Annotated in this window: 12 protein-coding genes; 2 read left to right on the top strand and 10 right to left on the bottom strand. The window is 69.1% G+C overall.

Annotated features, from left to right (window positions below; genetic code table 11):
* The first annotated feature begins 15 nt into the window (after positions 1–15).
* Both BFN01_RS00245 and BFN01_RS00250 read left to right on the top strand, forming a co-directional pair.
* The gene (locus tag BFN01_RS00245; protein WP_071640334.1) at positions 16–1,299 is read left to right on the top strand and encodes a DUF349 domain-containing protein; all 1,284 of its coding nucleotides are present in this window, start codon (positions 16–18) and stop codon (positions 1,297–1,299) included.
* A gap of 86 nt (positions 1,300–1,385) precedes the next feature.
* A complete protein-coding gene (locus tag BFN01_RS00250; protein WP_071640336.1) occupies positions 1,386–1,955 on the top strand; it encodes a hypothetical protein in 570 nt (189 codons plus the stop codon).
* Here BFN01_RS00250 and BFN01_RS00255 read toward each other — a convergent pair.
* From BFN01_RS00255 to pdxS, 10 genes are all read right to left on the bottom strand, one after another.
* Positions 1,925–4,177 carry a bifunctional (p)ppGpp synthetase/guanosine-3',5'-bis(diphosphate) 3'-pyrophosphohydrolase gene (locus BFN01_RS00255; protein ID WP_071640338.1) on the bottom strand — a complete coding sequence of 751 codons (2,253 nt, stop codon included), beginning with the start codon at positions 4,175–4,177 and terminating at the stop codon, positions 1,925–1,927. The two genes, BFN01_RS00250 and BFN01_RS00255, sit on opposite strands and share 31 nt — an antisense overlap.
* Before the next feature lie 69 nt (positions 4,178–4,246).
* Complete coding sequence (gene secF, locus BFN01_RS00260) at positions 4,247–5,236, bottom strand: protein translocase subunit SecF (RefSeq protein ID WP_071640340.1); 990 nt, start codon at positions 5,234–5,236, stop codon at positions 4,247–4,249.
* The gene (gene secD, locus BFN01_RS00265) at positions 5,236–6,975 is read right to left on the bottom strand and encodes a protein translocase subunit SecD (RefSeq protein WP_071640342.1); all 1,740 of its coding nucleotides are present in this window, start codon (positions 6,973–6,975) and stop codon (positions 5,236–5,238) included. Before secD ends, secF begins: the two co-directional genes overlap by 1 nt.
* A 37-nt stretch (positions 6,976–7,012) precedes the next feature.
* Complete coding sequence (gene yajC / locus BFN01_RS00270) at positions 7,013–7,426, bottom strand: preprotein translocase subunit YajC (RefSeq protein ID WP_071640344.1); 414 nt, start codon at positions 7,424–7,426, stop codon at positions 7,013–7,015.
* 64 nt (positions 7,427–7,490) lie between these two features.
* Positions 7,491–8,522: a Holliday junction branch migration DNA helicase RuvB gene (gene ruvB / locus BFN01_RS00275; protein WP_071640346.1), complete on the bottom strand. Its 1,032-nt coding sequence runs from the start codon at positions 8,520–8,522 to the stop codon at positions 7,491–7,493.
* Positions 8,515–9,123, bottom strand: a complete 609-nt coding sequence (gene ruvA / locus BFN01_RS00280; RefSeq protein ID WP_071640348.1) for a Holliday junction branch migration protein RuvA — start codon at positions 9,121–9,123, stop codon at positions 8,515–8,517. Before ruvA ends, ruvB begins: the two co-directional genes overlap by 8 nt.
* 9 nt (positions 9,124–9,132) lie before the next feature.
* Positions 9,133–9,747, bottom strand: coding sequence for a crossover junction endodeoxyribonuclease RuvC (ruvC, locus tag BFN01_RS00285; protein WP_071640350.1), 615 nt, complete (start codon positions 9,745–9,747; stop codon positions 9,133–9,135).
* A 107-nt stretch (positions 9,748–9,854) separates the two neighbouring features.
* Positions 9,855–10,619: a YebC/PmpR family DNA-binding transcriptional regulator gene (locus tag BFN01_RS00290; RefSeq protein ID WP_071640352.1), complete on the bottom strand. Its 765-nt coding sequence runs from the start codon at positions 10,617–10,619 to the stop codon at positions 9,855–9,857.
* A gap of 76 nt (positions 10,620–10,695) precedes the next feature.
* Positions 10,696–11,292 carry a pyridoxal 5'-phosphate synthase glutaminase subunit PdxT gene (gene pdxT, locus BFN01_RS00295; protein ID WP_071640353.1) on the bottom strand — a complete coding sequence of 199 codons (597 nt, stop codon included), beginning with the start codon at positions 11,290–11,292 and terminating at the stop codon, positions 10,696–10,698.
* A complete protein-coding gene (pdxS, locus tag BFN01_RS00300) occupies positions 11,286–12,188 on the bottom strand; it encodes a pyridoxal 5'-phosphate synthase lyase subunit PdxS (RefSeq protein WP_071640355.1) in 903 nt (300 codons plus the stop codon). Before pdxS ends, pdxT begins: the two co-directional genes overlap by 7 nt.
* Between the last annotated feature and the right edge of the window lie 22 nt (positions 12,189–12,210).

Here is a 12,210-nt window from a genome sequence, read left to right on the forward strand (position 1 = left end):
TAAGAGACAGAGCCGATGCCGGCGGCCGCTCCGGCTGCCTCATCAGCTCCGGTGGTCGCTCCGATCGCATCGGACGCCGCCGAGTGGGGCCGCGTGACCGAGGACGGCACCGTCGAGGTGCGCGAGGGCGAGAACTGGCGTGCGGTCGGTCAGTACCCCGACGGCACGGCTGAGGAGGCGCTCGCGTACTTCGCACGCAAGTACGACGATCTCGCGGTCAAGCTCGGCACGCTCGAAACCCGCGCGCAGAACGGCGGTGCCTCGGCATCCGACCTGACCAAGCAGGCCACCCACCTGCGGGGCGAGGCGACGGACGCGGCCGCGGTCGGTGACCTGGTCTCGCTGCGGGAGCGCATCGAGACGCTGCTCGCGTCGCTCGCCGGGGCCACGGCGAAGGAGTCCGCTGCCGCGAAGGAAGCGCTCGACGCCGCCATCGCCGAGCGCACGCAGATCGTCGAGAAGGCCGAGGCGATCGCCGCCCGCGACCTGTCGAAGGTGCAGTGGAAGCAGGTCACCACCGAGATGACCGAGCTGTTCGACTCGTGGCAGGCGCATCAGCAGAATGCGCCGCGTCTGCCCAAGGGCGTCGCACAGCAGCTCTGGAAGCGCTTCCGCGATGCACGCTCCACGGTCGACAAGGCTCGCCGGGCGTTCTTCTCTGAGCTCGATGACGCCCACCGCACCGCGCGTGACGCGAAGGCCCGTCTTGTCGAGCGCGCCGAGGCGCTGGCCCCCCGCGGTGTCGACGGCATCCCCGCCTATCGTGATCTGCTCGACGCGTGGAAGGCATCGGGCCGCGCCGGCCGCAAGGCCGACGACGCCCTGTGGGCCCGATTCAAGGCCGCGGGCGACGCACTGTACTCGGCACGCGCCGAGCAGGCCGCCGCGGAAGAAGCCGATTCGGCTCCGCGGATCGAGGCCCGTGAGGCGCTGCTCGAAGAGGCGAAGGCCGTCGCCGACGAGCCGAACCTCAAGCGCGCTCGCGCCCTGCTCACGCGAATCCAGCGTGAGTGGGATGAAGTCGGCCGCATCTTCCCGCGCGAGAAGGAGCGCGTGCTCGACGACCGCATGCGCTCGATCGAGCAGGCACTCAAGTCGCGTGAGGACGTCGACTGGAAGAAGAACAACCCCGAGACGAAGGCTCGCGCGAACGACATGAGCTCGCAGCTGCTCGACGCCATCGAGAAGCTCGAGGCCGAACTCGCCGCCGCGGAGAAGGCCGGAGACAAGCGCGCCGTCAAGGAAGCCACCGAGGCGCTGGCCGCACGTCGCGCCTGGTTGAGCGCGCTCGGCGGCTGACCCGAGCTGCTGCACAGCATCCGTCGTTATCCACAGTATGAGCCGCGGCACCCTCCAGCAGGGCGTCGCGGCTCATACTGTTCAGCGTGCATCCCGCTCTGTTCTACCGTCCGGGTGGCCGGCTGAGCCTTCCCGAGCTGAGTGCCGCGCGCCTCGACGGTGACGTCGTCGAAGTCGGCGAGGGGTACATCCCCGCAGACGCGATCGAGGGGGCGGGTGCGCGCGCCCTGAGCCTGTCACCCCTCGTCCCGCCGGGCACCGCCGTGAGCGGAATCAGCGCCGCGTGGGTGCACGGTGCCGGCGACGCTCCCCCGGGTGTGCATCACGTGTCGCGGATCAGCGCGAGCCGTCAGCGCATCGCGCCGTCGATCCGCGTCGTGCATCACGAGAGACGACTGTGTGCCGACGATGTCAGATCGATCTCGGGTGTCTGGGTGCAGACGCCGGAGGCGACCGCGGAGTCGCTGCTGCTCAGCTCCGCGCGCAGCGCGGAGGACGAGCTCTGGCTGCACTCCCTGATCCGCATCACCCCGGGGCTCGCCGAGGCGGTTCGCGATCGGGTCATCCCGCTGGGCAGACGGCCGGGCGCCAACCACGCCAGGCGGATCCTGGAGAGGTGGGCGAGTCAGGAGGTCGTGACGCGGTACACGTCGTAGACCGCGTCGATGCGGCGCACGGCGTTGAGCACCCGGTCGAGATGCACGGAGTCGCCCATCTCGAAGACGAACCTGCTGAGGGCGAGACGCTCGTCCGTGGTCGAGACGGTGGCCGAGAGGATGTTGACGTGGTGCTCGCTGAGCACGCGCGTGACGTCGGAGAGCAGGCCCGATCGGTCGAGCGCCTCGACCTGGATCTGCACCCGGAACACGCTCTTGGTCGTCGGCGCCCACTCCACCTCGATGAAGCGCTCCGGGTCGGAGCCGAGGGCCTTGACGTTCACGCAGTCCTGACGGTGCACCGAGACGCCGCTGCCGCGCGTGACGAAACCGACGATCGGGTCGCCGGGCACCGGGGTGCAGCACCGGGCGAGTTTGACCAGGATGTCGGATGCGCCGCGCACGAGCACACCGGAGTCGCTCGTGCGCGCCTCGCGCGCGGGAGCCCGGCCGGGCAGCTCGATCGCGCCCGTGCTGGTGTCCTCATCGGCGGCCACGAGAGCGGTGACCTTCTCGAGCACCGACTGGGTCGAGACGTGACCTTCGCCGACCGCGGCGTACAGGCCCGAGACGTCCTCGTAGCGCAGCTGACGGGCGACCTCGGCGAACGACTCCTGGTTCATGAGCCGCTGCAGGGGCAGGTTCTGCTTGCGCATCGCGCGGGCGATGGCTTCCTTGCCCTGCTCGATCGCCTCTTCGCGTCGCTCCTTGGTGAACCACCCACGGATCTTGTTGCGCGCCCTCGTGCTCTTGACGAAGCTCAGCCAGTCCTGGCTGGGGCCCGCGTCGGGGTTCTTCGAGGTGAACACCTCGACGACGTCGCCGCTCTTCAGCTCGGTCTCCAGCGGCACCAGCCGACCGTTGACCTTGGCGCCCATGGTGCGGTGCCCGATCTCGGTGTGCACGGCGTACGCGAAGTCCACCGTCGTCGCGCCGGTCGGAAGGCCGATGACGCGCCCCTTCGGGGTGAAGACGTAGACCTCCTTCGCACCGATCTCGAAGCGCAGCGAGTCGAGGAACTCGCTGGGGTCCGCCGTCTCGGCCTGCCAGTCGGAGATGTGCGCGAGCCAGGCCATGTCGGCGTCGGTCGCCCGGGCATCGACCTTCCCGCCGTTCATCCGCTCCTTGTACATCCAGTGCGCGGCGACACCGAACTCCGCCTGCTGGTGCATCTCGTGCGTGCGGATCTGGATCTCGACCGTGCGTCCCGACGGGCCGATGACCGTCGTGTGCAGCGATTGGTACAGGTTGAACTTCGGGGTGGCGATGTAGTCCTTGAACCGGCCCGGCAGCGGGGTCCACCTGGCGTGGATCGCACCGAGCACGGCGTAGCAGTCGCGCACCGAGCCCACCAGCACGCGGATGCCGATGAGGTCGTAGATGTCGTCGAATTCGCGTCCGCGCACGACCATCTTCTGGTACACCGAGTACAGCTGCTTGGGTCGGCCGACCACCTTGCCGCGGATGCGCAGCTCGCGAAGATCCTCGTTGATCGACTCGACCACGCTCTGCAGGTACTTCTCTCGCTGCGGGGTGCGCTGCGCGATGAGGCTGTTGATCTCGGCGTAGATCTTCGGATGCAGCACGGCGAACGACAGATCCTCGAGCTCGGACTTGATCGTCTGGATGCCGAGGCGGTGCGCCAGCGGCGCGTAGATCTCGAGCGTCTCCTTGGCCTTGCGCGCCGACTTCTCCGGCGGCACGAAGCCCCAGGTGCGGGCGTTGTGCAGGCGGTCGGCGAGCTTGATCAGCAGCACGCGGATGTCCTTCGACATCGCCACGATCATCTTGCGCACCGTCTCGGCCTGCGCGCTCTCGCCGTACTTGACCTTGTCGAGCTTCGTGACGCCGTCGACGAGCATGGCGACCTCGTCGCCGAACTCGGCCGTCAGCTCGGTGAGCGCGTAGCCGGTGTCCTCGACGGTGTCGTGCAGCAGAGCCGCGGCGATGGCGCGAGGCCCCAGCCCGAGCTCCGCGAGGATCTGCGCCACCGCGAGAGGATGGGTGATGTAGGGCTCGCCGCTCTGCCGGAACTGCCCTTCGTGCTTCTCCCTGGCGACCCGGTAGGCGCGCTCGATGATGGGCAGGTCACCGCGCGGGTGGTTCGCCCGCACGGTGCGGATCAGGTTGTCGAGGTCGTTGACCCTGGGTGCGCGCGAGAAGATGCGAGGCACCAGCCGGCGCAGGCTCGACACCTGCGTTGACGCCTGCGAATCCGCCATCATCTGCTCCCGTTCCCGATCAGATCATCCTACGCGCGGCCGAGGCGCTCCCCGACCGCGCGGAGGCGATCACACCGTCGCGACAGCGCGCTCGCGCGCTTCGTGCACCTTGGCGTCGTGTGCGACGATGTCGGGCTCCTTCTCGCGGAACAGCGAGTAGAGGGGCGCCGCGACGAACAGCGTCGAGTAGGTGGCGACGATGATGCCGACGAAGATCGACAGCGAGATGTCGGTGAGGGTCTCGGCGCCGAACCACAGTGAGCCGATGAACAGGATCGCGCCGACCGGCAGGGCGGCGACGATCGACGTGTTGATCGAGCGGATCAGCGTCTGGTTGACCGCCAGGTTCACGGACTCGCCGAACGTGCGCGACGTCTGATTGACGTCCTCCGTCGTGTTCTCGCGGATCTTGTCGAACACGACCGTGGTGTCGTACAGCGAGTACGCGAGGATCGTGAGGAACCCGATCACCGCCGCGGGCGAGATCTCGAACCCGGCGAGGGCGTACACGCCCACCGTGATGAGCAGCACGTCGAGCAGGCCGATGATCGCGGCCGCGGACATCTTCCAGGTGCGGAAGTAGATCGCCAGGATGAGGAAGGTCAGCGCGAGGAAGATCGCCAGGCCCCACAGCGACTGACGGGTGACGTTCTCGCCCCACGCCGGGCCGATGAACGAATCCGTTATCTCGTCGGCCTTCACGTCGTACGCGTCAGCGAGCGCAGCCTTGACGTCCTGCGTCTCGCCGGGTGTCATCTGGTCGGTCTGCACACGCACGTCACGGCTGTTGACCGTGACGACCTTGGCCGCAGCATCCGGCACGACCGAGCGCACCGCGTCGGTGGCCAGGCCCTGATCGGTCGACGACGGAGCGAGCACGACGAACTGGGATCCGCCCGTGAACTCGATCGAGAACTGCACGGGACGCACGAGCGGCACCAGGGCCGAGCCGACGACCAGCAGGATCGCGATGATGAACCACAGACGCCGCCTGCCGACGAACGGGAAGGAGGTCTTGCCCGAGTAGAGGTTGTTGCCGAACTCATTCATGGAGAACATCAGGCGTCGGAGTCCTTTCCGGCATCCTTGGATCCTGCGAGAGCCTCAGCGCGCTTGCGCTCGGCGATGGTCTGCCGCTTCTCGGCCTCGCCGCGCGCGCCCTTGTTGCGGGCGGCCCGCCCGGACGAACCGGTGCGGACGTCGCGGAACTGCGCGCGACCGCGGTAGACCGCACCGAGCGCATCGGGGTCGAGACCGGACAGCTTGTGTCCGCCACCGAAGAACCGGGTGCGAGCGAGCAGCTGCATGACGGGGTGGGTGAAGATCACGAAGATGAACACGTCGATGAGCGTGGTCAGGCCCAGCGTGAACGCGAAGCCCTTCACCGTGGCGTCGGCCAGCACGTACAGCACGACGGCGGCGAGCACGTTGATCGACTTCGAGATGTAGATGGTGCGCTTCGCTCGTCCCCAGCCGTCTTCGACGGCGGCGACGATCGATTTGCCGTCACGCAGCTCGTCTCGGATCCGCTCGAAGTACACGATGAACGAGTCGGCTGTGAATCCGATCGAGACGATCAGACCGGCGACGCCCGCGAGCGAGAGGCGGAAGCCCATCCGCCAGGCGAGGATCGCGATGACGATGTAGGTCAGCACACCCATCACGCCGATGGATGCCATGATCACCCACCCGAGTGCGCGATAGGTGATCAGCGAGTACAGGGCCACCAGCCCGAGACCGATGAGGCCGGTGATCAGGCCGATCTCGAGCTGCTGCGAGCCGAGCGTGGCCGAGATGGTGTCGGAGCTCTCGACGGTGAAGCTGAGCGGCAGCGCGCCGTAGCGCAGCTGGTCGGCGAGAGCCTTCGCGCTCTCCTGCGTGAAGTTGCCCGAGATGCTCGGCTTGCCGTTGAGGATGACCGCCTGCATGGTCGGCGCGGAGAGCACCTTGCCATCGAGCACGAACGCGAACTGGTCGCGCGGGGACTGCTGCGCGAGACGGTTGGCGTTCAGCCGCTGGCTGACCTCGCCGAAGATCTCGGTGCCCTTGGCGTCGAAGACGAGGTTGACCGTCCAGCGGCCGCTCTGCTGCTCGCGCCCGGCGGTGGCGTCGTCGATCACGGTGCCGTCGAGCTCCACCGGCCCGAGAAGGTACTTGGCGCTGCCGTTCTCCTCACAGGCGATCAGCGGCTCGTCCTCGGGCGCGTTCGTCGAATCGCGCTCCGCGGAGCAGTCGTAGGCCTGCAGCTCGGCGATGCGCCGCTCGGTCGCCCAGTTGGGGTCCGATCCGTCGGTGGGCTCGGCGGTCGGCGTCGCGTTCATGGCGTCGTCGGGGGTGGGGAATGCCGTCTCCTGACCGTCCTCGCCGACGAACGAGGTCGCCGGGTCGGTCGCCAGGATCACCGGGCGCAGCTCGAGCTTCGCGCTGGCCTGGATGCGATCCCGCGTCGCCTGATCGGCGGCGCCGGGGATCTGGACGACGATGTTGCGGCCGCCCTCCGTGGTGATGTCGGCCTCGGCCACACCGGAGGCGTCCACACGCTGGCGGATGATCGCCGCGGCCTGGTTCAGCTGGTCCTCGGTGGGCGCGGCGCCGTCGGGCGACTCCGCACCCAGGATGATCTGGGTTCCGCCCTGCAGGTCGAGTGCGAGCTCAGGAGCCCAGGAGCTGGCCGGCTCCCCGGCGTCGGTCTTGAAGACGTAGACGCCGAGCGCATTGATGCCGAACAGCACGGCCGTGACGATGAGCAGGCCGAGGAGGACTCGCCAGGCATGGCGAGTCGGGGATGATGATGCCACGGAGTTCCGCTTTCGAGTGAGTGCCGGTGCGGGCGCGTCAGTTCTCGTCGTTGCGCTCGAGGCGCGCCTTGGTCTCTTCCGGCGTCTCGACCTTGATCGACTCGATGCCGTCAGCCCGGTCGTGGGCGAGGGCGTCGTCGACGTCCGTCGCCGGTGCGTCGACGACCGCGTCGTCTTCCGCGGTCTCCTCCACGAGGCGGAGGATGGCCTGGCTGTGCACCTCGATGACTACGCCGGGTGCGATCTCGATCTGCGCGGGCTTGTCGAGGTCGATCGGGTCGTAGGAGACGACCGTGCCGTACAGGCCGCCCTGCAGCAGGACCTTGACGCCGGGGACGGTCTTGGTGGCCTTCTCCTCCTGCTGCTCCTTCATCTGCTTCTGGCGCTTGCGGGTGTTCAGGAACATGAACACGAGCATCACGCCGAGAAGACCGAAGAGGATGAGTTCCATGGGAGAGGACCTTTCAGAGAGCGCACGCCGATGAGCGCACAAGAGTTCGGGGAGGCTTCAGCGATTATAGGTCATCGAACAATGCCACACCGTCGGGGTGCACGATGCCGAGATGCCGGTACGCCTCGGGCATGGCGATCCGTCCGCGCGGCGTGCGGCCGAGGAAGCCGATGCGCACGAGGTACGGCTCGACGACGCTCTCGACCGTCTCGGCCTCCTCGCCGACCGCCACGGCGAGGGTGCTGAGTCCGACCGGGCCGCCGCGGAACCGCCGCACGAGTGCGTCCAGCACGGCACGGTCGAGCCGGTCGAGTCCGATCGCGTCCACGTCGTACAGCTCGAGTGCGGCCTTCACGTCGGCGATCGACGCCGCCGCCCCTCCGCCGTGCACGAGGGCGTAGTCGCGCACCCGGCGCAGCAGCCGGTTGGCGATGCGGGGGGTGCCGCGGGAGCGTCGCGCGATCTCGCTGAGCGAGTCGTCCGGCAGCCGCACGCCGAGCACGTTCGCCGACCGTGCGATGACACGCTCGAGGTCGTCGTCGTCATAGAACTCGAGGTGTCCGGTGAAGCCGAAGCGGTCGCGCAGCGGGTTGGGCAGCAGCCCCGAGCGGGTCGTCGCGCCGACCAGGGTGAAGGGTGCGAGTTCGAGCGGGATGCTCGTGGCGCCCGCGCCCTTGCCGACCATGATGTCGATGCGGAAGTCCTCCATCGCGAGGTACAGCATCTCCTCCGCGGAGCGCGCCATCCGGTGGATCTCGTCGATGAACAGCACCTCCCCCGGCGTGAGGCTCGACAGCAGGGCGGCGAGGTCTCCGGCGTGCTGGATGGCGGGCCCGCTGGACAGACGCAGCGGACGGCCGCTCTCATGCGCGACGATCATCGCGAGGGTGGTCTTGCCGAGCCCAGGCGGGCCCGCGAGCAGGATGTGGTCGGCCGGTCGCTCCTGCATGTGCGCGGCCTGCAGCAGCAGCTGCAGCTGACCGCGCACCTTCGGCTGCCCGACGAACTCGTCGAGGCTGCTGGGACGCAGGGCGCCCTCGATCGCGAGCTCCGTCGCGTCGAGCGCCTCACCCGCCTCCCGCGAGGTGTCAGCCACGCTTGACCCCCGGTCCCATGGCGGCGAGCGTGCGGCGCAGCAGCGCCGGAACCGACTCGCGCTCGGCGTCGGTGGCGTCCTCCGCCGACTGCGCCGCGGCTTCGGCGGCGACCTTCTCCGACCAGCCGAGTCCCACCAGCGCCGCCGCGACCTGCTCGACGGTCGCGGTGGCGGGCGCTCCGGCAGGGGCGGATGCCACGCGCGGCTGCACCTTGCCGGCCAGCTGCACCACGATGAGCTTCGCGGTCTTCGGTCCGATCCCGGAGACGCGCCGGAACGGAGCGTCGTCCTCCGCGGTGACCGCCTCCGCGATCTGGTCGACGGTGAGGTGCGAGAGCACGCCGAGGGCGGACTTCGGTCCGACGCCGGTGACGCTGAGAAGCTGACCGAAGATCTCGAGCTCGTCGCGGTCGCTGAAGCCGAACAGGGTGAGCGCGTCCTCGCGCACGATCAGGCTGGTGTGCAGCTGCAGCTCGTCGCCGACCACCGCCGTGTGCGCCACATCCGCGGGGACGAAGACCGAGAACCCGACCCCACCGGTCTCGATGACGACGTGGGTCGAGTCGGCGTGCAGCACCATGCCGCGCAGAGACGAGATCATGCGGCCAGCCTATCGAGCAGGTCGTACATCCGTTCGACCGACACGGGCGCGAGGGGATCGCGAGGGCGCACGCGCCCCACGTTCGGCGTCCGCCCACGCCTGCTGCGCCGGGGTGAGGCTTCCGCCCAGGGCCGCCGCGGCCGCGCCGCCACGCCACGCGTGGCAGAGGGCGATCGCGAGCGCGTCGGCGGCGTCCGCGGGCTGCGGTGGGGCATCCAGCCGGAGGATCCGCGCGATCATCGACTGCACCTGACGTTTGTCGGCCGAGCCGTACCCGGTGACGGCGGCCTTCACCTCGCTGGGAGTGTGGGTCGCGGCCGGCAGCCCCGCCTCCGCGGCGATGAGCAGGGCGACGCCGGATGCCTGGGCCGTGGCCATCACGGTCTGCACGTTGTGCTGGGCGAAGACCCGCTCCACGGCGACCGCTCCGGGCCGGTGCTCGTCGATCGCGGCGCGGATGCCGGCGGCGACCGCAGCCAGCCGTGTCGACAGGTCGGCGTCGACGGGGGTGCGCACGACACCCACGTGGACGAGAGAGGCCCGGCGCGATCGGTCGACGTCGACGATCCCGATGCCGCACCGGGTGAGGCCGGGATCGATGCCGAGGACGCGCAGAGAGCTCACACCCCCAGGCTAGGAGCACGCGGGAGGCCCCGGACGCAGGCGCGCCCGGGGCCTCCCGGTGTCGTGGCTGCTCGGCTCCCCGCGGGGGCGCCGAGCCGGTCGCAGGACTACTCCTCGTCGTCGCTCTCGAGCTCGGCCTGCACCTCGGCGGTGAGATCGAAGTTCGCGAACACGTTCTGCACGTCGTCACTGTCTTCGAGCGCGTCGATGAGGCGGAACACCTTGCGCGCCGTGTCCGCGTCGATCTCGACCTTCAGGTTCGGCACGAACTCGATGTCGGCCGAGTCGTAGTCGATGCCCGCCTCCTGCAGGCCCGTGCGCACGGCGACGAGATCGGTCGCCTCGGCGATCACCTGGAAGCCCTCCGCGTGCGGCTCGACCTCTTCAGCCCCGGCCTCGAGGGCCGCCATCATCACGTCGTCCTCGGTGGTGCCCTCTCCGCCGACGACGATGACGCCCTTGCGAGTGAAGTTGTAGGCGACCGACCCGGGATCGGCGAGGCTTCCGCCGTTGCGCGTGAGCGCGGTGCGCACCTCCGCCGCAGCGCGGTTCTTGTTGTCGGTCAGACACTCGATCATGAGGGCGACGCCGTTGGGACCGTAGCCCTCGTACATGATCGAGGTGTACTCGACGGCCTCGCCGCCGATGCCCGCACCGCGCTTCACCGCGCGGTCGATGTTGTCTTTCGGGACCGACATCTTCTTGGCCTTGAGCACCGCGTCGAAGAGCGTCGGGTTGCCGGCCTGATCGGGTCCGCCGAGCTTCGCGGCGACCTCGATGTTCTTGATGAGCTTCGCCCACGACTTGGCACGGCGCGAGTCGATGATCGCCTTCTTGTGCTTGGTCGTGGCCCACTTGGAATGCCCGGACATATGTCTCCGCTCGTCGTCTGCGCCCGGAGTCGCCTCCAGGGCGTCGTCCATTCTATCGAATGACGCGGGATGCCCCTCAGGTACGCGCCGCGACCCGCGCCAGGAACCGCCGGTGGAATCGCGTCTCGCCGGAGATCTCCGGGTGGAAGCTGATGCCGAGCAGGTTCCCCTGCTCGACGGCGACGACGGTGCCGTCGTCCAGCGACGCCAGGACCGTGGCATCCGGACCCACCGTCTCGACCACCGGACCGCGGATGAACGCGGCATGCACCGGCTCGCCGCCGAACGCCGGCACCACGACCGGCCCCTCGAACGAGTCGACCTGACGACCGAAGGCGTTGCGCCGCACCGTCACGTCGAGGCCGCCGAAGGTCTGCTGCCCGTCGATCGCGTCCACGAGCCGGTCGGCGAGCATGATCAGTCCCGCGCAGGTGCCGAACATGGGCATGCCCTCGCGGATGGCGGCACGGATCGGCTCTGCGAGCCCGAACATCCTGGTGAGCTTGTCGATGACGCTCGACTCGCCGCCGGGGATCACCAGCCCTTCGACGGACGCGAACTCCTCGGGGCGGCGCACGCGCACCGCCTCGGCCCCCAGGCGCTCGAGCAGGGTGACGTGCTCGCGCACGTCACCCTGCAGCGCGAGCACCCCGACGCGGGCCGTCGTCACCAGCCGCGCTCGGCGAGACGGTGCGGAGCGGGCAGGTCCGAGACGTTGATGCCGACCATCGCCTCGCCCAGGCCGCGCGACGCCTCGGCGATCACCTTCGGGTCGTCGTAGAAGGCGGTCGCCTTGACGATCGCCTTCGCGCGGGCGACCGGATCCCCGGACTTGAAGATGCCAGACCCGACGAAGACGCCGTCGGCACCGAGCTGCATCATCATCGCGGCGTCAGCGGGAGTGGCGACACCGCCGGCGACGAAGAGCACGACGGGCAGCTGACCGGTCTCGGCGATCTCGGCGACCAGATCGTACGGAGCCTGCAGCTCCTTCGCGGCGACGTACAGCTCGTCCTTCGACAGGGCGCCGAGCGCGGCGATCTCGCCGCGGATCTTGCGGATGTGCTTCATCGCCTCGGAGACGTCGCCGGTGCCGGCCTCGCCCTTCGAGCGGATCATCGCCGCGCCCTCGGTGATGCGACGCAGCGCCTCGCCGAGGTGCGTGGCACCGCAGACGAACGGCACGGTGAACGGCCACTTGTCGATGTGGTTGACGTAGTCGGCCGGCGAGAGCACCTCGGACTCGTCGATGTAGTCGACCCCGAGCTCCTGCAGCACCTGCGCCTCGACGAAGTGCCCGATGCGGGCTTTCGCCATCACCGGAATCGAGACGGCATCGATGATGCTGTCGATCATGTCGGGGTCGCTCATCCGCGATACGCCGCCCTGCGCACGGATGTCGGCGGGCACGCGCTCGAGCGCCATCACGGCGACGGCCCCGGCGTCCTCGGCGATCTTCGCCTGCTCGGCCGTGACGACGTCCATGATGACGCCGCCCTTGAGCATCTCGGCGAGACCGCGCTTCACACGCTGGGATCCGGTGGTCGGGTTCTGGTCGGTGGCTGCCATGATCACTCCTCGTTGTGACAAT

This window comes from Microbacterium sp. AR7-10, assembly GCF_001878835.1.
GTDB lineage: Bacteria > Actinomycetota > Actinomycetes > Actinomycetales > Microbacteriaceae > Microbacterium > Microbacterium commune.

Coding starts and splice junctions, on each gene's coding strand:
- BFN01_RS00245 (WP_071640334.1), top strand. CDS start 16: ATGCCGGCGGCCGCTCCGGCTGCCTCATCAGCTCCGGTGGTCGCTCCG.
- BFN01_RS00255 (WP_071640338.1), bottom strand. CDS start 4,177: ATGGCGGATTCGCAGGCGTCAACGCAGGTGTCGAGCCTGCGCCGGCTG.
- secF (WP_071640340.1), bottom strand. CDS start 5,236: ATGTTCTCCATGAATGAGTTCGGCAACAACCTCTACTCGGGCAAGACC.
- yajC (WP_071640344.1), bottom strand. CDS start 7,426: ATGGAACTCATCCTCTTCGGTCTTCTCGGCGTGATGCTCGTGTTCATG.
- ruvA (WP_071640348.1), bottom strand. CDS start 9,123: ATGATCTCGTCTCTGCGCGGCATGGTGCTGCACGCCGACTCGACCCAC.
- BFN01_RS00290 (WP_071640352.1), bottom strand. CDS start 10,619: ATGTCCGGGCATTCCAAGTGGGCCACGACCAAGCACAAGAAGGCGATC.
- pdxS (WP_071640355.1), bottom strand. CDS start 12,188: ATGGCAGCCACCGACCAGAACCCGACCACCGGATCCCAGCGTGTGAAG.